Below are 20,568 nucleotides of genomic sequence, written 5' to 3' on the forward strand. Positions count from 1 at the left end.
GAGACCGCGGAGATCACGGAGATCACAGCGACCTCTCTATGCGGGCCACGGCCTCCGCGTCCACCGGGGGAACGTCCCACCTGCTCTCCAGCGGAGGACGGGTGACGTGCTCAAGGATCAGCGACGCCATGATCTCCGCCTCCTGCTCCTCCTCGGTCGAGTAGCTGGTACGGCCGAGCGCCTCGCGGACCCGCTCGGGGTCGAGGTACGAGAACATCGTGGAGAGGCCCGACGTGCCGGCCGGCCCGGTCTCGCCCCGGTGGTTGCAGATCATGTGCGCGAGTTCGTGAGCGATGATGTGGTCCTGGTGGAGCCTGCTGGTGTTGGCCTCGAAGATGACGATGTCGGCCGTGTCCAGGGCCACCCACATCCCGCACGGGTAGGACGCGCCCATGATGACCGGAGCCAGGTGCAGGGGCCGGTTCCGCCGGCGGCTCAGGTGTTCGCATAGCGTCACGATGTCGCAGTGGTCCGGCAGCCCGAGCCGGGTCAGCCGGGCGTCGGCACCCCGGCGCAGCCGCCGCAGCGCCCGCCGGGAACCGCGACCGCCGGCCGCGGATCCTGAACCATCGCTGGGGAAATGATGTGCTCCCACTGACTCTCTCTCACCCGGACCGACTGCGGAAGAAGTACGCCGATGGCACCGGAGAATCTACTAGCCCACCGGTCAGCAAGTCGATACATCGCCGGCGGCCCGTGAAGGGCGTACGAAAGCGCCTGCTGGAGAGGGTGATTGGCCCATGGGGTGATGGGCCCGTAGGCCCACGCGGCAATGGGCCGGTCGGCGTGCCCACCTGTCGGCCGGTCGAGGGACCGCTTCTGCCGTATCTGTACCGCAAGTCGTGCGGATAAACATACACAGCTACATACGGATGAATGTGTGCCGCATCTGCTGTGCAAGAAGGCACCGGCCCGTCAGTCTGCTGCACCGGAGAACTCCGGCGTCGCGGACCGCCGTTCGCGATGCCCGCATGCGTAGCGAAGGGACCCCCCGGATGCCCCAGCTTGACGGCGCCTCTCCGCTCCAGGCAGGAGCGCGCAACGCCCTGCGCCCGCATCGTCCCGCGGCCGACGGGACGGCGCCGGCCGTGGCGGAGGCGGTGCACGGCCTCCTCGCCGGGCCGACGGGGCTGGGCACGTCCGCGGCCCGCCTGTTCCGTACCGCCCTCCCCGCCGACGCCGGCCCGCCCCCGGAGGCCTCCGCCGCGACGGGCGCGCGCCCGGCCGGGCAGGACACGGCCCCGCCCGCGGACGGAAGCGTCCCGGACGCAGGCGCGGAGGGAGGCCCGGAAGGACGATCGGAAGGGGCTTCCGTCCGGGTGCCGCCGCTCTACTGCCCGGACGCCGAGCGCGACGACCCGGCCCTCGGCGAAGAGGTCAACAACCGGCTGGTCGAGTGGGCCGAGGAGACCGGCATCTTCCAGGGCCGCCTGGAACGGCTGCGGTCGCACAACTTCGGGCGGCTGTTCATGCTCGCCCACCCCGACACCGACGACGCCGAGCGCATCCTCGTCGCCGCCAAGTGCGGGCTCGCCGAGTGGGCCGTCGACGACCACTGGGTCGACGAGGGGGAGGACACCAACCCGGAGCTGATCGGCTCGCGCCTGGCCCTCGCCCACGCCGTCGTCGACCCCGTACGCCTCCCGGCCCGCTACCTGGGCGAGTTCGAGAACGTGGTCCGCAAGGAGCCGGTGCTGCGCGCCTTCCGCTCCTGCCTCGACCACCTGGCTCACATCGCGAGCCCCACCCAGGTCGCGCGGCTGCGCCACGAACTGGCCGTGATGTTCGTGGGCTACAACCAGGAGGCCGAGTGGCGCAGCTCCGGGCGCACCCCCGCCGTGTGGGAGTACATGCTGCACCGCTACGAGAACGCCTTCTACCCGTGCATGGTCCTCATCGACCCGGTCGGTGGTTACGAACTCCCCGCCGCGGAGTTCGCCGACGCGCGCGTGCGCCGCACGTACCTGTACGCCGGCACGGCCAACGTGCTCCTCAACGACCTGTACTCGATGACCAAGGAAGACCCCACCGACACCAACCTGCCCAACCTCATCGCCGCAGAGGACAACTGCTCCCTGCAGGAGGCGGTGAACCGGGCGGCGTGCATCCACGACGAGCTGATGCACACGGTGGAGGCCGAGTGCGCCGTCCTCAGCGCGGCCGGTTCCCCGGAGCTGCGGCGCTACCTGGCCGGGCTGTGGGCGTGGATGGGCGGCAGCAAGGAGTGGCACGCCACCAGCCCCCGCTACCGCGAGGCACCGGTCAAGTGAGCGGGTGATCCGGCGATCCGGCGATCCGGTGATCGAGTGATCCGATCCCGGGGCCCACTTGGCCGGACGATCCCTTCCAGTTGAGTTTCCATCAGTTCACCAGCCAACGGAAAGAGAAGACACGGTGACCATTCAGGAGTCCCCTGCCCCGGTTCTCGCCAGCGCGTACCAGCGGTCCGTCGCCGACTACTGGAACCGCGAGAAGAACCCGGTCAACCTCCGCCTCGGCGAAGTGGACGGCATCTACCACCACCACTACGGCATCGGTGACGCCGACTGGTCGGTCCTGGACGGGCCCGAGGAGACCCGCGACGAGCGGATCACCGCCGAACTGCACCGCCTGGAGTGCGCCCAGACGGACCTGCTCCTGAGCCACCTGGGCCCCATCACCCCCGACGACCACCTGCTGGACTCCGGCTCGGGCCGGGGCGGCAGCAGCCTCGTCGCCAACCAGCGGTTCGGCTGCCACGTCGACGGCATCTCCATCTCCGAGACGCAGGTGGCGTTCGCCAATGAGCAGGCCGAGAAGCGCGGCGTCGCCGGCAAGGTGCGCTTCCACCTCAAGAACATGCTCGACACCGGCTTCGAGACGGGCCGCTTCCGGGCCATCTGGAACAACGAGAGCACCATGTACGTCGACCTGTCCCAGCTGTTCCCGGAGTACGCCCGGATGCTGCGGCACGGCGGGCGCTACGTGACCATCACCGGCTGCTACAACGACAGCTACGGCCTGCCGTCCCGGGCCGTCAGCGAGATCAACGCCCACTACATCTGTGACATTCACCCGCGCAGCAGCTACTTCAAGGAGATGGCGAAGAACCGCCTCGTCCCGGCCGCGGTGGTGGACCTCACCGAGGCCACGATCCCGTACTGGGAGCTGCGCGCCCAGTCGCCGCTGGCCACGGGCATCGAGAAGGCCTTCCTGACCGCGTACAAGGACGGCAGCTTCCAGTACCTGCTCATCGCGGCCGACCGGGTCTGACCGGGTTTAACCGGATCTGGACAGGTCTAACCGGGTCTGGCCGGGTCTAACCGGGCGGCCTGACGGAGCCGGCCTTTCCGGCCCTCGGCGGCGTGTGCTGCCGGGGGCCAGGGCCGGAGCGCCGGAGCGCAAGGCCGTTCCCCCCGTCAGCTCGTCAGGGAAGCGGGATGACCGTCCGGTACTTGCCGCCGGGCGTCTGCCGCGGCGGCTCGTCGGCCCGTTGGACGCTGACATGGCCGAGGCCGTTGCCGGCGAGCAGCCGGGTCAGCTCCTGGAGCACGGTCTGCCACACGCCGTCCGGGTCGGCACCGGCGGCCGGGAGCAGACGTACGCGCAGGGCCGCCGGCTCTGTCTGCTCGATCTGGAACAGCTCGACGCCGGGGGTCCGGTCGAAGAGCGTGCCCAGGGCGAGGGGCGAGAGGCTGACCCGGCCGCCGCTGCCGGTGGGGAACGTGAGGATGTCGCCCGAGCGCCCCCGCACCCGGACGGCGGGCAGCGGACTGCCGCAGGGGCACGGGTCGGGCCGGAGCAGGACGCTGTCACCGAGGTCGTAGCGCAGGAACGGCTGCACGCGGTTGGCGAGGTTGCTGATCAGGACGGTGTGGGAGAACTCCCCGGGCGGCGTGGGCCGGTGGTCGGCGCCGACCGGCTCCACCACCGCCCAGTCGCTGTTGACGTGGTACCAGCCCTCCGCGCAGCTGTGGCTGAGGTACGTGCACTCGGTCGCGGCGTACGCCGTGCGGACCGTGGTGCGGAAGGCGCGGGCGATGCGGTCGGTGTCGTGCGTGGTCATCGTCTCGCCGGCGGGCAGGATCAGCAGCGGGTCGATGCGCAGGCGCCCGGCCTCCCGCTCGGCGGTGAGCAGCATGACGGTGCTCGTGTAGCCGATGACGAGGGCGGGCCGGTACGCGTTGAGCCCGGCGACCAGCTGCGGCATCGGCGTGTGCACGGAGAACGCGCGGAGCACCTTCCTGCGCCACCCGCTTTCGCGGATCACGAGCTGGTAGCCGGCGTAGCTCGCGTAGTGCCCGCCGGTGGCGACGAGCTGGGCGATGCGGCCGCCCCGGGCGGCGGTCCGCAGGATTCCGGCCGAACCCAGCCAGGAGGCGAGCGCGCGGGCGGTCAGGGCGGAGCCGACGTCCATGCACCGGTCGTCGAGCACGAACAGGCCGCGCCGGCCGCTCGTGCCCGAGGTCGTGGCCACCAGGTACTTCCCGGCGAAGCGCCGCCCGATCAGCTCCGGGTCTTCGGCGAACGCCCGCACCTTGTCATGGGTGACGTCGCGATCGGTCACCCACGCGTCGAAGTTCCCCATCAGCGTCTTCTTGTCGGTGACCGGCAGCAGGGCCGGGTCCTCCACCCGTTCGGGGAGGCCGCGGTAGAGCTCGCGGTAGTACGGCGAGGCGGCACGGGCGTGGGTGACCATGTCCGCCAGCCGGTTGCGCTGCCGCTGCGTGATCGCGGCCGTGCCCTGCTTGCGGGCCCGGCGGATGTCCTGCGACAGCCAGGCCTTGCTCTCACTCATGGACCGGTACTCCTTCGGGTGACGGTGCGGCGGGCGTGGTGGTGCGGCGGGAGGCGGAGGCTGTGGCGGACGTGGCGGGTTGCGGGGGTTGGTGCGAGGGCGCGGCGGGTTCCGCTCACGGCCGGTAGCCGGCCTGGCGGAGGACGGCGGCGAAGTAGGCCTTCACCTCACCGGGGGGCGTCGTGTCGGGGTGGGCGGCGAGGTGCTGCAGCGCCGCGCCGCCCAGTATCTGCAGCAGGATCTCCGGGTCGCTGTCCGGCGGGAGCTGCCCGGCCGCGCGGGCCCGTTCGAGCACGGCGCGCACGGCCCGGGTGCGGTGGCGTCCGTACGCCTCGTGGTAGGCGCGCAGCAGCTCGGGGAGGTCGTCCACCGTGCTGTAGAGGCGCCGCATGAGGCGGCGGGCGCGGGGGGTGCCGAGGTGTCCGGCCCAGTCCTCGATCATGGCGTCGACGTCCGGCCGGTCCAGCGAGCCGGGGTCCAGGTCCCGGTACTCCCATGCGACGGCCCGCACGAGCAGGTCGGTCAGGGTCGGGAAGCGGCGGTAGACGGTGGCGCGGGTGACCCCGGCGCGGCGCGCGACCTGCTCGATGCCGGTCGCGCCGGCGCCCCGCTCGATCAGCAGGTCGAGCGCCGCCGAGAGGATCGCCTCGTCCGCCTCCTGACTGCGGGGACGGCCGGGGGGCCGCGCGCCCGTGGCCGTAGCGGTGGTGCCGGGGCTGGCGCTGGTGCCGGGGCTGGTGCCGGCGCTGGTGCGAGATCCGTTGTCGCCGCTCTGCTTCATGCATTTACGATACAGCGCACGACTGTATTGTAAATGCCTTCCGGGGAGCGGGTGTTGCGGGGCAACGCCGTGGCAACGGGCATCGTTGCGCCGGTTCCCGGATCGCGAAGCGCAACGGCCCCGCGGCCCTCCATCCTGTGAATCCCCTTCGCACGTTCCGGGTCGGAGGGGTGCCGGGTCCCTTTTGCCGTACCGTGCAAAGGGCTGGAGAGAGGGAAATGCCATGGGTGAGCTTCGGCCGCTGGGGGAGGACCTGACCGACACGTCCCGGGCCCTGGCCCAGGCCCTGCGGGACCTGTTCGAGGGCATGGAGCTGTCCGTGCGGCGGTACGCGGCGCGCCGCCGGCGCGATCCGGGGACGTTCTCGCGCTACCTGAACGGCACCCGGTTACCACCCTGGCAGGTGATCATGGACCTGTTCGCCGACCTCGCCGAGCACCGGGGAACCGCAGTCACCGCCGAGGCCATCGAGTTCGTGCGCGGCCTGTACGGGTCGGCGGTCGACGCCGGTTCGTCGCCCAAGCACGCGGTGGAGATCCTGGAACAGCAACTGGCCGACGCCGACCGGGCCTCCCGGCGCTCGACCGTACGGGGTGACGTGCTCGGCGACGCGCTGCTGGACCGTACGCACCGCATCGCCGACCTGGAGGTACGCCTCAACCAGCTGGAGGCCGACCGCAGCGCCGAGCGGGAACGGGCGGACCGCCTCGCGGCGGCCCACCCCGACGTCTCCGACCTCCTGGAGGAACGCAACGCCCTGGCAGCCGAAGTGGCACGGCTGGGGAAGGAACTCCGCGAGGCACGGGAACAGCGCGCCGCCGCGGAGGCCCGCTGCGACCTGCTCGAACGGCAGCTGGAGGCCGTGGAGCAGCAGCACGTCGCCGCTCCTGTGCCCACCGCTCTGCCGACGGCCGCCCATGTCCGCGGCCCGGATGCGAACAACCCGAACCCGGGGCCGGGGCCGCGCTCGCGCTCGGACTCCCGGTCCATGCCCAAGGTCCTCATCGTCGACGACCAGGCGGACAACCTGCTCGCGATGCGAGCCGTCCTGGAGACCCTCGACCAGGACCTGGTCACCGTCTCGTCCGGGCGGGCCGCGCTCAAGGCGCTGCTCGACCACGACGACTTCGCGGTCATCATCATGGACGTGCAGATGCCGGAGATGGACGGCTACGAGACGTGCGCCCACATCAAGCGCCGGCCCCGCACGCGCGACGTTCCCATCATCTTCCTGACGGCGATGGGCGTGGACCCGGAACACACGGCGCGCGGCTACGCGGCCGGCGCGGTCGACTACATCAGCAAGCCCTTCGACCCCTGGGCCCTGCGCGCCAAGGTCGCCGTGTTCACGTCCATCTACCTGGAACGCCACGCGTCCCGGTGACATGCCGGCCCGCTCGGCCGGCCGGTAACCACCCCCCTACGCTGGGCGTACGCGCTGCTCGGGCACGTACCCGCAAAGCCGTCGCACTCCCGTGTCACCCGTTCCAGTGATTGAGGCCCCGCCGCCCGCCGCCGACCCTGGGCCGGAGAGAGGCGGCAGTAGGCGGAGAAGGGCGCGGAGCAAGGCACATACGGAGGAGAGGGGCACCGCGGATGCCGGTGATCGGCGACGGAGCCGGCCCCGCGCCGGTGACCACGCAGCACAACGACAACCGGCGCACCGGCGCCAACCTCCGCGAGCACGCGCTCAGCCCCTCCACCGTCGGCCCCGCGACCTTCGGCAAGCTGTTCACCCGCGCCGTCGACGGCCAGGTCTACGCCCAGCCGCTCGTCGTCCCGGGCGTCGACGTGCCCGGCGCGGGCCCGCGCGACGTCGTCTACGCGGCGACGATGCACAACAGCGTCTACGCCTTCGACGCGCACGACCCCGCTGCCGAGGCACCCCTGTGGCGGGTCTCCCTCGGGCCGCCGGTGCCGCTCCCCGACCCGCAGATCGGGCCGTCCGGCTACCGCGACATCGCCGTCGAGGTCGGCATCGTGAGCACCCCCGTCATCGACACCGAGCGGCAGGTCCTGTACGCCGTGGCCTTCACGAAGGACGCCGGCGGCTACCACCACACCCTGCACGCCCTCGACCTCGCCACCGGCCGGCAGGCCCTCGGCGGGCCCGTCCGCATCGCCGCCGAGGTCCCCGGCACCGGGGAGGGCAGCAGCGGCGGCCGGATCGCGTTTGCCAGCAGGCGGCACATCCAGCGGGCCGCGCTGACCCTGGCCAACGGCCGGGTGTACACCGCCTTCGCCTCCTACGGGGACCGCCGCCCGTACCACGGCTGGGTCCTCGCCCACGACGCCGCCACCCTCGCTCTCGCGGGCGCGTACGTGACGACGCCCGGCACGCGCATGGGCGGGATCTGGCAGGCGGGACAGGGCCTCGCGGTCGACGACAGCGGAGGTCTGTACTGCATGACCGGCAACGGCGGATTCGCCGCCGACGGCAGCGAACTGGGCGACAGCATCGTCAAGCTCACTCCGGACCTCGCCGTCGCCGACTGGTTCTCGCCGTACAACAACGCCGTCCTAGACGCCCAGGACGCCGACCTCGGCTCGGCCGGCCCGCTGCTCCTGCCCGGCACGCCGCTGCTGCTGGGCGGCGGCAAGGAGGGCAAGTTCTACCTGCTGGACACCGGCGACATGGGCCGCTTCCACGCCGGATCCGACGCCCGGATCCCGCAGAGCTTCTACGTCGTCACGCCCGACGGCAACCGCCACCACATCCACGGCGGCCCGGCGTACGGGGACTTCCCCGATGGTCCCCGGGCCTACGTGTGGCCCGAGAACGCCTTCCTGCGCGCGTACCGCTTCGACGGCCGGCGTTTCGCCACCGCGCCGGTGTCCACGAGCACCACCACCGACCCCACCGGCGTCCCCGGCGGCTCCCCGGGCATGCCCGGCGGGATGCTGTCCCTCTCCGCCCGCGGCACCGATGCCGGCACCGCCCTGCTGTGGGCCTCCCACCCCTACCGGGACGACGCCAACCAGGCGGTGGTCGAAGGAATCCTGCGCTGCTACGACGCGCAGGACCTCACGCGCGAGCTGTGGAACAGCAAGATGAACGCCGCGCGCGACGACGTGGGCATGTTCGCCAAGTTCGTGCCGCCGACCGTCACCGGCGGCAGGGTGTACCTGGCCACGTTCTCGGGCGCGCTGCACGTCTACGGGCTGCTCGCTCCGTCCGGCTGACCTGAGGGGAGGCCCGGCTGCTTCGGGTGAATGCGAGCGAATATGGGCGATTGCCTGCGCGTCGCGGGCGCGTCGAGGAATCCGGCGGTGACCATTCATCCCGTACGGGTTGCGCCGGCGATGTGTGCCGGCGGTGGGAAATGAGCGCGCGGAGGAGTCGTCGTGTCCCCCGAGGAGAACAAGAGGCTGGTACGCCGCTTCTACCAGGAGATCGACCAGGGCAATGTGCAGGCCATGGACGAGCTCGTGGCCGAGGACTACAAGGACCATTCGCCGCCGCCCTTTCCGGGGTTCGCACCGGGCCGTGAAGGGCTGAAACAGGCCTTCCGCCTGTTCTGGGAGGCCACGCCCGGAACCCACGAGATCGAGGACCAGATCGCCGAGGGCGACAAGGTCGTGACACGGCTGACGGCCCGTGGGGTGCACGAGGGAGACCTGCCGGGCATCCCGGCCACCGGCAGGCCCATCACGATGACCGCGACGGTGATCCACCGCATCGAGAACGGCAAGCTCGCCGAGAAGTGGTCGGACAAAGACCTCCTCGGCTTCCTGCAGCAGCTCGGGGTCGTCCCGGCACCGGGAGAGGCTTCGCGCTAGCCGGACCGGCCGGGAGCGGCCACATCGGCGACCGATTCCCGCCGGATTCGGCCGCGCTCGGTGACCAGAATCGGCGTCATGCATGACACGGACACGGCCCCGGACATGGGCACGGACACGGCCCCGGATGTGGGCGCGGACACCGCACTCCTCAGCTACTTCGACACCGCGGCGGAAGGCTTCGGCGAGCGCCTGCGGGCGGTGCCGGACACCTGCTGGGACAACCCGACGCCCTGCACCGAATGGAACGTACGCCGGCTGGTCAACCACATGGTCGTGGGCAACCGCATCTACACCGCGCTCCTGCGCGGTGGCAGCAGCGCGGAGTTCATGGCGCACCTGAACGGGGACGCACTCGGCGGCGATCCGGTCGCCGCCTACCAGGACGCCGTGGCCGAGTGCGGAGAGGCGTTCCGCGCCGCCGGTGCGCTCGAAAGGATCGCGGACTACCCGTTCGGCCCCGTCCCGGGGCGGCAACTGCTGGGCCTGTACGTGGTGGACGCGATCACGCACACGTGGGATCTCGCCCGCGCCGTACGGCTCGACGAACGGCTCGACGCGCGCACGGTGCGCTGGGCAGTCGGCAACTTCGCGTGGATCTATCACGGTGTCAGCGAGAGCCCGGTCACGGACAGCAACCGCTACTACGGGCCGCAGACGGAGGCCTCGCCGGCGGCGGACACGTCGGAGCAGAGCCGGCTCCTCCACGCGATGGGACGCAGGCCGTAGGCCTTCCGGTGCCTCGGTCTAGGGTGCGGACATGACCGCGCCCCACTCCTCGAACTCACCGGCCCCGGGGGACGCTTCCCTCACCTCCCTCAACTCTCCCGACCTGCACGGGCGTACCGCCCTCATAACCGGCGCCGCCGGCGGCATCGGCGCGGCCTGCGCCCTGAGGCTGGCCGCCGCCGGAGCCCGGGTCCGCGCCGTGGACCGCGACGCTCCGGGCCTGGACGCCCTCCGTGCGCAGGCGGCGCACCTGCCCGGCACCGTCGAGGCCGTGGTCCTCGACCTCACCGACCTCGACGCCGCCGAGCAGGTGGCGGCCGCCGGCACCGACATCCTCGTCAACAACGCCGGCACCCAGCTCGTACGCCCCATCCAGGACTTCCCGCCGGAGGAGTTCCGCGCCGTCATCACCCTCCTGCTGGAAGCGCCCTTCCGGCTGCTGAGGGGCAGCCTGCCGCACATGTACGCCCGCGGCTGGGGCCGCGTCGTCAACATCTCCTCCGTACACGGCCTCCGGGCCTCCGCCTACAAGTCCGCGTACGTCGCCGCCAAGCACGGCCTCGAAGGACTGTCCAAGGTCACCGCCCTCGAAGGGGCGCCGCACGGCGTCACCTCCAACTGCGTGAGCCCCGGCTACGTGCGCACCCCCCTCGTCGAGAAGCAGCTCGCCGACCAGGCGGCCCTCCACGGCATCCCCGCCGAGCGCGTGCTCACCGAGATCCTCCTGGCGGACTCGGCCGTCAAACGCCTCATCGAACCCCGTGAGGTCGCCGAGGCCGTCGCGTACCTGTGCGGCGAGCACGCCGCCTTCATCACCGGCAGCACCCTCACCATGGACGGCGGATGGACCGCCCACTGACTGCCTGGACCAAGCACCTGGCCCGGCGCGTACGGACCGAGCTGGAGCACCGGCGTCGGCGCGCCGCTGACGCTGAGCGCCGTCGGCTGACACGCACCACGGGGACGGCGCCGTTGCATCGATTCCGGGGATGCGCTGCCGGGGGATCTGCGTAAGGCTGGGTATGAGAGCCCGTGGTTCCCCGCGGCGGCGTGCCGTCTCAGCAGCCCTTATCCAGGCGGACAGGAAGTGCGCAATGGCCTCCTTGCCTCAAGCAGTCATTGATGCCATGGCGGCCCGTGCGATGCGTATGCATCACATGCTGTGGCACACGGCGCGCAACAACTGGGCGACCATGCCGGACGACGTGCGGCAGGTGTTCCGCGAGCACGGCTGGGAGCCGCCTCGACCGGCCCTTACCGCTACGGGGAAGCGCCAGAGGAACAACGGTTCGGGCGAGGACTTCCTCTATATGCACCGGCAGATGATCGCCGAAGTGGACGGCATCCTCGCGGAAGTCGGCGATCCGGATTACCCCCGCGTCGAAGGATGGCCGAGCGTTCCTGAACCAGGGGACAGCGACTACCCGGTTCCACCGCCGTTCGACGGGGAAGCCATCCACCAGGCGAAGACCGCAGCGTCATTCCAGGAGATGAAGGGCTGGCAGGACGACTTCACCGACCCGGCGAAGTTGCGGAATCTCACGCTCGGACAGCTCGGGGCCGACATAGAGTTCACCATCCACAATCGCATGCACCTGCGATGGTCGCATGAGGTGCCGGAATCCCGTCCGCTGGGCGATGACGAGACAGAGGAGTTCAACGTCGATCCTCAGTGGGACGACCCTGGTTACAACTGGCTCGCCGACACGTACTCCGCCCACGTCAACCCCGTCTTCTGGAAGCTCCACGGCTGGGTCGACGCCCGGATCGACGACTGGATGGCGGCAAACGACCGTACGGGACCGGTCCCTTGGAGCTTCGATCCCCCGTGGAGCGGTCCCACTGCTCACGAGCACCACCATTCGGTGCCGAGGCTCGCCCTTCGAGCGCGGCCGGGGAACACTGAGGCCCGCGTGCTGGATGAACACCGCAGCAACCTTGAGGCCACCGTTGACGACTTGCGCCGAGCAGGCGCCCGCATGTCCACTCCGCTCTTCCCCGTCCTCTCGGACTGAGGAGGCCTGAGGAGAGCTGAGGAGGCCTGAGGGGCATCGTCTCTCGGCTTACATGGAAGCCGCGGCCGTGCCCCCACAGGCACGGCCGCGGCTTCGCGCTGCCTCACGAGGCCGGGCGGCCCGGCCCCGCTCGGCCTGGTTCCGTTACGGCCAGCCTTGCTTCACCTTGGCGGGGGCGGTGTTCCAGCTCTTGGGTATGAACGTGATCATGTAGGTTCCGCGGTCGAAGTCCTCGTAGCCGGCGGACCAGTTCGCGAACCTGCTCTCGTACACGTGCATGGGGCCCAGGCCGCTCTTGGGCGCGTGATAGTGGTCGCCGTGGGTCCATATCGTCTTGTCGGCGTCCGCTTCCGCTTGAGCCCCGAACCAGCCGTAGTCGAAATTGACCCAGCTTTCGCCGGGGTTGGCGGGACTGCGCGGGATGCTTCGGTCCTTCGACATGTCGACCAGGCCGGTGCGCTGGTCGGGACGGAAGGCCTCCGGGTCGCCGTACTTCCTCTTGTCGGAGGGGCCCCGTTGGTCCTGCCCGCTCCAGAAGTGCTTCGAGTAGATCACTGCCTTCATTCTGGAGGGGTCGTAGTTCCCTCCGTCTCTTTCCTTGAAGGAGGGGGTGTTCCTCAGTGCGGAGTAGAAGTTTGAGCGGCTGTCCTCGTAGAGCAGAGCGTCATTCCTGTTCGTGAGCTCCGTCTTGAGTTTGTCCAGGTACGTTCCCTCGTCGTGGGAATTTTCCAGGGCCTTGTTCATGATGGACGCCACGTCACGCGCCCGCTGGAACCCCTTCTCCTCGTCGAAGCTGCCCTTGGCGATGCGACCCTCGAACTCCGCCTGGGTTTCACCGGGTCTGCGGCCGGTGTTTTTCAGGTCGTTCCTGTACTTGTTCTCGTCGAAGAACGCGAACGCCAGTCTGTTCGACGGGTAGGGACCCGAATTGACCCAGGTGACGCCGACGCAACCGTAGGACAGCTTCTCTCGCTGCTCTTCGGTCATTTGCTGTATCTTTCCGTCGCGGTGGCTGTAGACCTGCTGCCACTTGCGTATGTAGTTGTTGACGACCGTAGTGGCCCTGCCCCCGTAGGCTCGGTACGCGTCAGGCATCCTGTCGAGCGGCTCGGCGGGAGGGGTTTCCCTGTCGTCGACGAAGTCGGGCGTCCGGAGGGGCGGGGTCGCGCTCGGAGGAAATCCTGTCGGAGGCTTGCCCGGCTGACCCAGGGTCAGGGCCCGTTCGTTCAGTGCGTTGATGTTGTCGACGTCATCCGGCGTCAGGCCGTGCGTCTCGGCGTAGGACCCCTTCTTCTCTCCATCGCTGCTGCCGGCGGCGTGGCTGACCGTCGGCATGAATCCGGTGGTGCATATGAATGCACTCACCGTGGTGAAGGCGAGGAATCTCCGGCGTTGGTTCATGGAAATCAACAACTCCCTTGTGATGAATTCTCATGAAACGAGGGCGTGCGAGAGCGCGAAGCGAACGAGGGGTTGGGCTTTGCGATGAGCGACCGCTCGGGTCTGGCGGCGATGGCCGCGCGGAGCGCTGGTCAGTGACCGCTGTGGCCGCCGGGTGGGATGCTGCGACTTGGTCACCCGGCCGGCGTGGGCTGGTGGCTCGCTACATCAGGGTCGTCGCGGAGGCGACGACGCGGGCCCGGTTCGGGTGGTCGGGGTCGCCGTAGCGGACCTCGACGCGCGGGTGGGACCGCATGAACTCGGTGTCGACCAGGCGCACCTGGCGGGGGCGGTCGACCGTACGGACGGCAATGTCCGTGTCGAGGAAGAAGCTGAACTCACCCGTGGCCGGGGCGTAGACGAAGAACTTGCCGCCCTTGAACTTCTGCTGCGCGACGTCGTCCGTCAGGACCAGGGACCAGAAGCCCACGCAGTGACCCGCGGGACACATGAGCTGGAAGTCGGCCCGCAAGCCGTCCAGTTCCATCCAGCGGAAGGGGTTGTCGTCGTTCGTGTTGATCGCGGTGGTGGTGGCGGCGGTGGCGACCGCCGGGGCAGTCGTGCCCGGGGCGGCCGCCTGGGCTCCCTGGGCGAGGGGCAGAGCGAGGGCCGCGGTCACGGCGACGGTGGCGAGGGCGCGGAGAGCGGTTCGGCGTATCACTTATCGGCTCCTGGATGAGTGATCAGGCTGATACGAACAGCGATCATGTCCCCGTGTTAACGCCCCGGCAACATCATGGCTTTAAATCCGGCCAATCCGTCACGTAGGAGATATCTGGCCACGGTGCGGTCGGTGACGCGGGGCCGGAAAGCGCCGTCACATGGCGATGAGACGCTGCTGGGTGGGGCGAAGAGCGCACCCCCAACCGTCACGGGGACCACACGCCGAACCACTGCTCGGCGCCGTACTCCTCGAACCGTTCCACCTCGGTGAAGCCCAGCTTCGCCGCGAGGCGCATCGCGCGGTCGTTGGCGGCCTGGGTGCAGAGCACCACCGGCTCGCCGGGAAGCGCGTCGGCGAACCAGCCGAGCGCCGCCGCGCACGCCTCGGCGGCGTACCCGTATCCCCACGCCTCCGGCAGGAGCATGTAGCCGAGTGCGGCTTCGCCGGCTTCCGGGCGAACGTGCCCCGGGTGCTCTGCGCCGCGAGGGTCGAGCGTGACCATGCCGATCATCGCTCCGCCCAGATCGATCACGAAAAGGCCAGGGCGCCGTCCGGGCACCTCAGGCACCACGCGCTCAAGCTCAGCACGCGGTCGAGGGCCCCCGATGTAGGTGCCCACCTCCGGCGAGGCGAACAGCTCGATGAACGCCGCACGGTCCCGCGCCTCCGGCTCGCGGAGGGCGAGCCGTTCGGTCCTTATCGGGGCAGGTGGCCAGGCGGCGGGTCCGAGTCCGGTCATGGCGGGCAACCTAGCGCACGCCCGTGACCGTGTCCTGACAGGCCGGGCCGCCACGGCATGACGCCATCGCCCGGCCGGTCCTCGCGCGGCACCGGAACCGGCCCGTCACGAGAGCAGATGACCAGGAGATCCGCCTGTTGGGCCACCGTGGTGATCTCTCGCCCCGGGCATGGCGCCCGGTGCGGTGGGTCCGATTAGCTGGGGTCGCGTTGAACGGACAGGTCGCCCGCAGGTGGCCGGTGATACGCCGGGCGGCGGGGTGCCGGGCTCAAGCGGTCGAAGGGGCGTTCATGTCGGGTCTGATGGCGGTGGAGGTCCCGTCGGTCACCACGGTGAACACGCTGCTGGAATGGGCGTGGGACCTGGTCGAACCGGCCCTGAAGGACGCCGTCGCAGCCCTGCCCGAGCCGGAGGCGCGTATCGCCGGCTATCACCGGGGCTGGCGCGAGCCGGATGACAGCGCTCCACCGGCGGTCCCCGCCGCACGGCACGGTGGCAAGGCGGTACGGGCCGCGCTCGCGCTGCTGTCGGCCCGGGCGGTGGGGGGACCGGCCACGTGCGCCGTTCCCGGTGCGGTGGGGGTGGAACTGATCCACGACTTCTCCCTCCTGCACGACGACGTGATCGACGGTGACCCGCTGCGCCGGCACCGCCCCGCCGCCTGGTCGGTGTACGGGATCCCCGCGGCCGTCCTGGCCGGCGACGCCCTGTTGGTGACCGGGTTGCACGTCCTGTCGGCATCTGCCTCCTGCGCCGCCGACGCTGTCGTGCGGGAGGTGGTGGACATGCTCGGCGAGCTGCTGAACGGGCAGAGCCAGGACGTGTCCTTCGAAAGATCGCGCCGGGTGACCGCCGAGCAGTACCTCGTCATGGCGGAGGGCAAGACGGGGGCGCTGATGGGCTGCGCCTGCGCCCTCGGCGGGCTGCTGGCACAAGCCCCTGACGACCGGGTGGCAGGGCTGCGGGACTTCGGCCGCCGCCTGGGGGTCGCCTTTCAGTGCGTGGACGACCTGCTGGGCATCTGGGGCACAAGCGGCCGCAGCGGCAAGCCTGTCGGGACCGACCTGGCCACGCGGAAGAAGTCGCTTCCCGTGGTCGCGGCGCTGGCGGACGAGGGTCCGGCCGGCCGGCGCCTGGCCGCGCTGTACGAGCAGCCCGATCCTTTCGGCGAGCCCGAGATCGCGCTGGCGACCACGCTGATCGAGGAAGCGGGCGGACGTGAGAAGACCGAGCAGCAGGTGGAACAGCAGACCGTGGCCGCCGTGCGGGCCCTGACGCGGGCGGAACCCGCTCCGGAGGTGTACCGGCAGATGCAGGAGATCGCCGCTCTGCTCACCAGCCGCGATCACTGAGACCGCCCGGTTGAGAACGCCAGGCCGAGACCGCCCGGCACCCGCGCCTTTCCGGGCTTGAACTCCCGTAACCAATCGGGCTGTCGGCAGTTCATTCCGGAGGGAGGAGCACGGCTTTGCGCCGGGCCGAACCGCCGCCGTTGTCTTCGGATACGGTGAACAACGGAAATACGCGAACAGTGGATCCGAAAGATCTTCATATGAATGGGTGGGGGCTGCCCGGCCCGGCAGCGGTCAGTGTGTACGGTCTGCACGTGGCCCGCGGGAATCACATCCTGTTGCAGGACATCAGCTTCACCGTCCCGCGAGGCGCCATTGTCGGACTCCTGGGACCCAGCGGTTGCGGAAAGACCACGCTGTTACGGTCGGTGGTCGGGATCCAGCCCGGCTCCGCGGGCCATGTACAGCTGCTCGGATTTCCGGCGGGCTCCGCGGTGCTCTGTTCCCGCGTGGGGTACGTGACGCAGGCACCGTCGGTCTACCCGGACCTCACCGTTCTGGAAAACCTCCGCTACTTCTCGGCGGCACTCGGCCTGCGCGGATGGGAGCGGGAGAACGCCGTCGTGCGGGTGGTGAAGGAAGTCGACCTCGCCGAGTACGCCGACAAACCCGTCGCCCGCCTCTCCGGCGGGCAGTACTCCCGCGTCTCGCTGGCCGTGGCCCTGCTCGGCACCCCCGAGGTGCTGGTGATGGACGAACCCACCGTCGGCCTCGACCCCCTCGTGCGCCGCGAACTGTGGGCGGTCTTCAGACGGCTCGCGGACCAGGGAACGACGCTGCTGGTCTCCAGCCACGTCATGGACGAGGCCGACCGCTGCGACCGGCTGCTGCTGATGCGCGGCGGCCGGCTGCTCGCCGCGGCGGGACGCGAAGAGATCCTGTGCCACACCGGCTGCGGCAGCGTGGAGGATGCCTTCGTCCACCTGGTGTCCGCCGCGGCGAAAGCCGAAGCGGCGCCCCGGCCGGAGCCCCCGGCCCGCGCCCCGGCCCCGCTGCTCACCGACTCCCTTCCCGTCCAGGACCAGCCGTTGTCGTACTTCGCCCCGGACACCCGCTCGTGAACCCCGGCGATCCTTACGGAGCGCGGCCGCCGCGCCGCCCCCTGCCCTTCTCGCCCGGCATCACCCTGGCCACCGCACACCGCGTGCTGCGCCAGGTCTCGCGGGACCGCGGCAGCACCACCCTGGTGCTCGTCATCCCCTGCATGCTCATGCTCCTGCTGAAGCTGATGTTCAAGGACTCCGAGAGCACGTTCGAGCGGGTCGGTCCCCAGGTGTTCGGCGTCTTCCCCGTCATCGTCATGTACCTGGTGGCGTCCGTGTCCACGCTGCGCGAACGGACCTCGGGAACCCTGGAGCGGCTGCTCACCCTGCCGGTGCGGCGCCTGGACATCGTCTTCGGCTACAGCCTGGCCTTCGCGCTCCTGGCCGTCCTGCAGGCGGTCCTGTCGACCCTGCTGGCGATCGGCCCGCTGGGGCTGGACATCAAGGGGCCGGCCGGTCTGCTGATGGCCATCGCCATGCTGGGCGCCCTCCTGGGCCTGGCCCTGGGCCTGTTCGTGAGCGCCTTCGCGCGCAACGAGGCCCAGGCCGTGCAGTTCCTGCCCGCCGGCGTCCTGCCCCAGTTCCTGATGTGCGGGCTGTTCGTGCCGGCCGACGAGATGAGCGGCGTCCTCAGCGTCACGTCCAAGATCATGCCCATGACCTACGCGGTCCAGGCCGCCTCGGAAGCGGCCACGCACACCGGCGTCACCGGCATTTTCGTCCGGGACGCCGTGCTCGTTCTCCTGTGCGTCATCGGCGTGCTGGTGGCGAGCGCCGCCACGCTCAAGCGCTGACGCATGTCAAGTGCCTAACAGAAAGCGGGTGGGTACGGTCGTTGCCGTACCCACCCGCAGCAGTGTGTATCCGATGGAATCCTCTTTCGGTGCGGTTACAGTCCTAGCAAACCGCCGCCGCCTCCGTTGTTTGTTTCCCATCCGAATCCGCCGCTGACCTGTCCATTGTGCGGGATTTCGAACGGGCCGAAGTGGATCGGGCGGCCACCGTGATAGCCGTCCCCGCCGGGAAAGCTTGCCGTGGGTGTCACCGAGGGCGCCGCGACGGCCGAAGCCGCGGCGCCGCCCATGACGAGCGAGGCGGCCACGGCGGAAAGAACGATCAGACGACGGAAGAATGACATTCGCCAACTCCTCTTGCCAGGAAGGGTCCAGGAACAATGCCAACGGTAACGAGGAGAAGTGTGGGTTGCATGGGAAAAGGTGGCCATTCCCTCGAAGGTGGAGGAATATCGACCGGGCCCGCGCGGCTGTGTGCGGCTCTGTACGGTGCTCGCGTGAAACGCTCCGCTCCGGCCGTGGCCGCAGCCTCTTTGTTGTTGGTGCTCACCGGTCCGGCGGCGGCCATGAGCCCCGCACCACCGCCGGCTCCGTGGCAGTACACACCGCAAGCGCCGCCCGCCTGGAGGCCGTCCGCTGTGCCTTCCTGGCAGCCACCCGGCCGGCAGTCCGGCAAGCCCGCGCGGCCCCGGCCGCCCAGACCGTCCCCGCCATCCCAGCCGTCCCGCCCGGAGGGCCAGGAGCGGCCTGATCCGGCCCGGCCGGGCAGTTTCCGGGCCGGCGTCGTCAAGTCGCTGAACCAGGAACGCCGCAGGGCCGGTTGTCCCGCCGTGCATCCGCGGCGAGCACTGAGCGAGGCGGCCCAGGACCACAGCGCGTTCATGGCACGCGCCCAACGGCTCTCGCACACGGGGCGGTCCGGATCCGATCCGGGCCGCCGGATCACAGCGGCCGGCTACCGCTTCGACCGCGTGGACGAGGCCATCCTCGCCGGCCCGGAGACACCGGAAGCCGCCGTACGGGCCTGGATGAACAGCCCCCCGCACCGCCGTTCCCTCCTCACGTGCGCGTTCCGGCACGTCGGCGTCGGTCGCAGCGGGGGTGCCCACGGGCCCTGGTGGGACCTGCTGCTGGCCGCACCACGCTGAGGAGCCGAGAGGGCGTGCGGGCGTGCGGGCACACGGGCGTGCGCAGACCATCCCCGGGCCGCGGTCAGGTCACCGTCAGGCCAGGTCCTCGTCCCACCACCACGCCAGGCAAGGCGCGTCCGGCAGTGGCATGGCGCAGCCGTCCAGGGGCGCCTCGGCCCACTGCAGCGGCGCCTCTTCCATGGGGTCCGGCACCCGGCCGAGGCTGAGATAGCGCGGCACGCGCAGCCCCCACTCGGCGTTGCCCCGGATTCCGTAGCGCAGTCCCTGCAGATAACTCCCCAGAGCTTCACCGGCACCCGGCCGGACGCGGTCGTGCAGATGCATGAACCGGACCAGGATCCGGTCCCTGATCCGGGTGGCCGCCTCGATCGCCTCCGGCAGCGACATCTGCCGGTGGTGCATCAGGACGTTGTAGAGGTTCTGGTCCGTGTGCCCCCGGGACATCTCCTTGCGCAGGGAATGCCGGTCGTTGTCGAGCCCCGCCACCATGATGGCCATTTCGGTCAGGGCGCGTACGGCGGGCCGGTGCAGTTCCTCGTCCGTCATCTCCAGGCCGGTGGCCAGTTCCAGCATCGCGAAGGTCGGCTCGCCTCCGCACGACAGGAGTCTCATGGCGAGGTAATCGTCCACGTCCGGCATGCGACCGGCCCCCTGATTCCCGACCTGCCAGGCGACACCCGACAGCCACGCCCGCTGGGCGTGCAGGAAGCGGCGTACCAGTACGGGTGAACCGAAGGAACGGAAACGGCCGATGATGTCCTGCAGCGCGGGGATGAACCGTTCCCCGCCGTCGGCCGCCGTAGGGGCCTCGGCCGCGCGCTGCACGCGCCCCGCCAGGGCGTTGAACTGGGCGGGCCGGGTGCTCAAGGGCCCGTTGTCGCAACGGGCGTCGTCGAAGGCGAAGCCCCAGTACACCCACAGCGAGGTCGCCAGGAGACGGTCATCGTCCGAGACCGGAGCGAACCGGGCGAAGAAGTCCGTGCTGTGCGTGGCCACCACCCAGGCAGTCTCGTCCTCCGACGCGCACATGCCGCTCTCGGCGATCCACCGCACGGCTCTGTTGCCGACGTGCCGCACCCGTTTGTTGATCGCCGACTCCAGAGGGCAGTAGAGGCTGGGCAGGTCCTTCTCGGCGACAGTGAGTGCCATGAGCGTTTCTCTTCTCTCGGTGGGGACAGTCTCGGTGGGGACCGGCCCTCACATGGTCGGCCCGGCACCTGCCGCACGTGCGTACATTCACCCCCGTAAGCGGCAAAGTCCCCGAAAAGTGCACGACTCTGGCAACACTTGGCGCCCTCTCGAA

Annotated in this window: 20 protein-coding genes; 12 read left to right on the forward strand and 8 right to left on the reverse strand. The window is 70.2% G+C overall.

Features of this window, described 5'->3' with window-relative positions; genetic code table 11:
- Window positions 1-22: 22 nt before the first annotated feature.
- Window positions 23-595, reverse strand: a complete 573-nt coding sequence (locus tag ACSNOH_RS10360; RefSeq protein ID WP_436720958.1) for a toxin — start codon at window positions 593-595, stop codon at window positions 23-25.
- Between the two features lie 400 nt (window positions 596-995).
- Here ACSNOH_RS10360 and ACSNOH_RS10365 point away from each other — a divergent pair, with 400 nt between their 5' ends.
- Window positions 996-2,270, forward strand: coding sequence for a family 2 encapsulin nanocompartment cargo protein terpene cyclase (locus tag ACSNOH_RS10365; protein WP_436720959.1), 1,275 nt, complete (start codon window positions 996-998; stop codon window positions 2,268-2,270).
- A 124-nt stretch (window positions 2,271-2,394) separates the two neighbouring features.
- Complete coding sequence (locus tag ACSNOH_RS10370) at window positions 2,395-3,252, forward strand: geranyl diphosphate 2-C-methyltransferase (protein ID WP_436720960.1); 858 nt, start codon at window positions 2,395-2,397, stop codon at window positions 3,250-3,252.
- Window positions 3,253-3,406: 154 nt separating this feature from the next.
- On the opposite strand, the gene ACSNOH_RS10375 is transcribed toward ACSNOH_RS10370, so the two are convergent.
- Together ACSNOH_RS10375 and ACSNOH_RS10380 are read right to left on the reverse strand one after the other, a co-directional pair.
- Complete coding sequence (locus ACSNOH_RS10375; RefSeq protein ID WP_436720961.1) at window positions 3,407-4,777, reverse strand: phenylacetate--CoA ligase family protein; 1,371 nt, start codon at window positions 4,775-4,777, stop codon at window positions 3,407-3,409.
- Window positions 4,778-4,892: 115 nt separating this feature from the next.
- On the reverse strand, window positions 4,893-5,558 hold the full coding sequence (locus ACSNOH_RS10380) for a TetR/AcrR family transcriptional regulator (protein ID WP_436720962.1): 666 nt from the start codon (window positions 5,556-5,558) through the stop codon (window positions 4,893-4,895).
- Between the two features lie 223 nt (window positions 5,559-5,781).
- Between ACSNOH_RS10380 and ACSNOH_RS10385 the strand changes: the two genes are divergently transcribed.
- From ACSNOH_RS10385 to ACSNOH_RS10410, 6 genes are all read left to right on the forward strand, one after another.
- On the forward strand, window positions 5,782-6,942 hold the full coding sequence (locus ACSNOH_RS10385; protein ID WP_436720963.1) for a response regulator: 1,161 nt from the start codon (window positions 5,782-5,784) through the stop codon (window positions 6,940-6,942).
- A 212-nt stretch (window positions 6,943-7,154) separates the two neighbouring features.
- Window positions 7,155-8,741 (forward strand): hypothetical protein, encoded by a 1,587-nt coding sequence (locus ACSNOH_RS10390; protein WP_436720964.1) that lies wholly within the window; start codon window positions 7,155-7,157, stop codon window positions 8,739-8,741.
- Between the two features lie 162 nt (window positions 8,742-8,903).
- The gene (locus tag ACSNOH_RS10395; RefSeq protein ID WP_436720965.1) at window positions 8,904-9,338 is read left to right on the forward strand and encodes an ester cyclase; all 435 of its coding nucleotides are present in this window, start codon (window positions 8,904-8,906) and stop codon (window positions 9,336-9,338) included.
- A gap of 78 nt (window positions 9,339-9,416) precedes the next feature.
- Window positions 9,417-10,067 (forward strand): TIGR03086 family metal-binding protein, encoded by a 651-nt coding sequence (locus ACSNOH_RS10400; protein WP_436720966.1) that lies wholly within the window; start codon window positions 9,417-9,419, stop codon window positions 10,065-10,067.
- 31 nt (window positions 10,068-10,098) lie between these two features.
- Entirely contained in the window at window positions 10,099-10,926 is an 828-nt protein-coding gene (locus ACSNOH_RS10405) for a 3-hydroxybutyrate dehydrogenase (RefSeq protein WP_436720967.1), read from the forward strand.
- Window positions 10,927-11,161: 235 nt separating this feature from the next.
- Window positions 11,162-12,082, forward strand: a complete 921-nt coding sequence (locus tag ACSNOH_RS10410; protein WP_436720968.1) for a hypothetical protein — start codon at window positions 11,162-11,164, stop codon at window positions 12,080-12,082.
- A gap of 144 nt (window positions 12,083-12,226) precedes the next feature.
- Here the strand turns inward: ACSNOH_RS10410 and ACSNOH_RS10415 are convergent, their stop codons facing one another.
- From ACSNOH_RS10415 to ACSNOH_RS10425, 3 genes are all read right to left on the reverse strand, one after another.
- A complete protein-coding gene (locus ACSNOH_RS10415) occupies window positions 12,227-13,483 on the reverse strand; it encodes a protein-glutamine gamma-glutamyltransferase (RefSeq protein ID WP_436720969.1) in 1,257 nt (418 codons plus the stop codon).
- 202 nt (window positions 13,484-13,685) lie between these two features.
- On the reverse strand, window positions 13,686-14,183 hold the full coding sequence (locus ACSNOH_RS10420) for a hypothetical protein (protein ID WP_436720970.1): 498 nt from the start codon (window positions 14,181-14,183) through the stop codon (window positions 13,686-13,688).
- Between the two features lie 208 nt (window positions 14,184-14,391).
- On the reverse strand, window positions 14,392-14,925 hold the full coding sequence (locus ACSNOH_RS10425; protein ID WP_436720971.1) for a GNAT family N-acetyltransferase: 534 nt from the start codon (window positions 14,923-14,925) through the stop codon (window positions 14,392-14,394).
- Window positions 14,926-15,215: 290 nt separating this feature from the next.
- Here ACSNOH_RS10425 and ACSNOH_RS10430 point away from each other — a divergent pair, with 290 nt between their 5' ends.
- The 3 genes from ACSNOH_RS10430 (at window position 15,216) to ACSNOH_RS10440 (ending at window position 18,114) form a co-directional block, all read left to right on the forward strand.
- The gene (locus ACSNOH_RS10430; RefSeq protein ID WP_436720972.1) at window positions 15,216-16,277 is read left to right on the forward strand and encodes a polyprenyl synthetase family protein; all 1,062 of its coding nucleotides are present in this window, start codon (window positions 15,216-15,218) and stop codon (window positions 16,275-16,277) included.
- 200 nt (window positions 16,278-16,477) lie between these two features.
- On the forward strand, window positions 16,478-17,338 hold the full coding sequence (locus ACSNOH_RS10435; RefSeq protein WP_436720973.1) for an ABC transporter ATP-binding protein: 861 nt from the start codon (window positions 16,478-16,480) through the stop codon (window positions 17,336-17,338).
- A complete protein-coding gene (locus ACSNOH_RS10440) occupies window positions 17,335-18,114 on the forward strand; it encodes an ABC transporter permease (protein ID WP_436720974.1) in 780 nt (259 codons plus the stop codon). The genes ACSNOH_RS10435 and ACSNOH_RS10440 overlap by 4 nt, the downstream gene beginning before the upstream one ends.
- Window positions 18,115-18,209: 95 nt before the next feature.
- Here the strand turns inward: ACSNOH_RS10440 and ACSNOH_RS10445 are convergent, their stop codons facing one another.
- Window positions 18,210-18,458 (reverse strand): hypothetical protein, encoded by a 249-nt coding sequence (locus ACSNOH_RS10445; RefSeq protein WP_436720975.1) that lies wholly within the window; start codon window positions 18,456-18,458, stop codon window positions 18,210-18,212.
- 222 nt (window positions 18,459-18,680) lie between these two features.
- Here ACSNOH_RS10445 and ACSNOH_RS10450 point away from each other — a divergent pair, with 222 nt between their 5' ends.
- Complete coding sequence (locus tag ACSNOH_RS10450) at window positions 18,681-19,262, forward strand: CAP domain-containing protein (RefSeq protein WP_436720988.1); 582 nt, start codon at window positions 18,681-18,683, stop codon at window positions 19,260-19,262.
- A 75-nt stretch (window positions 19,263-19,337) separates the two neighbouring features.
- Here ACSNOH_RS10450 and ACSNOH_RS10455 read toward each other — a convergent pair whose 3' ends face one another.
- Entirely contained in the window at window positions 19,338-20,414 is a 1,077-nt protein-coding gene (locus ACSNOH_RS10455; protein WP_436720976.1) for a terpene synthase family protein, read from the reverse strand.
- Window positions 20,415-20,568: the final 154 nt, after the last annotated feature.

It is taken from the genome of Streptomyces sp. URMC 127 (assembly GCF_051386535.1).
Taxonomy (GTDB): domain Bacteria; phylum Actinomycetota; class Actinomycetes; order Streptomycetales; family Streptomycetaceae; genus Streptomyces.

What these genes read in the sequence shown, in the direction of transcription:
- ACSNOH_RS10365 (WP_436720959.1), top strand. Translation starts at nt 996, where the DNA reads ATGCCCCAGCTTGACGGCGCCTCTCCGCTCCAGGCAGGAGCGCGCAAC.
- ACSNOH_RS10375 (WP_436720961.1), bottom strand. Translation starts at nt 4,777, where the DNA reads ATGAGTGAGAGCAAGGCCTGGCTGTCGCAGGACATCCGCCGGGCCCGC.
- ACSNOH_RS10380 (WP_436720962.1), bottom strand. Translation starts at nt 5,558, where the DNA reads ATGAAGCAGAGCGGCGACAACGGATCTCGCACCAGCGCCGGCACCAGC.
- ACSNOH_RS10385 (WP_436720963.1), top strand. Translation starts at nt 5,782, where the DNA reads ATGGGTGAGCTTCGGCCGCTGGGGGAGGACCTGACCGACACGTCCCGG.
- ACSNOH_RS10390 (WP_436720964.1), top strand. Translation starts at nt 7,155, where the DNA reads ATGCCGGTGATCGGCGACGGAGCCGGCCCCGCGCCGGTGACCACGCAG.
- ACSNOH_RS10400 (WP_436720966.1), top strand. Translation starts at nt 9,417, where the DNA reads ATGCATGACACGGACACGGCCCCGGACATGGGCACGGACACGGCCCCG.
- ACSNOH_RS10405 (WP_436720967.1), top strand. Translation starts at nt 10,099, where the DNA reads ATGACCGCGCCCCACTCCTCGAACTCACCGGCCCCGGGGGACGCTTCC.
- ACSNOH_RS10410 (WP_436720968.1), top strand. Translation starts at nt 11,162, where the DNA reads ATGGCCTCCTTGCCTCAAGCAGTCATTGATGCCATGGCGGCCCGTGCG.
- ACSNOH_RS10415 (WP_436720969.1), bottom strand. Translation starts at nt 13,483, where the DNA reads ATGAACCAACGCCGGAGATTCCTCGCCTTCACCACGGTGAGTGCATTC.
- ACSNOH_RS10425 (WP_436720971.1), bottom strand. Translation starts at nt 14,925, where the DNA reads ATGACCGGACTCGGACCCGCCGCCTGGCCACCTGCCCCGATAAGGACC.
- ACSNOH_RS10430 (WP_436720972.1), top strand. Translation starts at nt 15,216, where the DNA reads ATGTCGGGTCTGATGGCGGTGGAGGTCCCGTCGGTCACCACGGTGAAC.
- ACSNOH_RS10435 (WP_436720973.1), top strand. Translation starts at nt 16,478, where the DNA reads ATGAATGGGTGGGGGCTGCCCGGCCCGGCAGCGGTCAGTGTGTACGGT.
- ACSNOH_RS10445 (WP_436720975.1), bottom strand. Translation starts at nt 18,458, where the DNA reads ATGTCATTCTTCCGTCGTCTGATCGTTCTTTCCGCCGTGGCCGCCTCG.
- ACSNOH_RS10450 (WP_436720988.1), top strand. Translation starts at nt 18,681, where the DNA reads ATGAGCCCCGCACCACCGCCGGCTCCGTGGCAGTACACACCGCAAGCG.
- ACSNOH_RS10455 (WP_436720976.1), bottom strand. Translation starts at nt 20,414, where the DNA reads ATGGCACTCACTGTCGCCGAGAAGGACCTGCCCAGCCTCTACTGCCCT.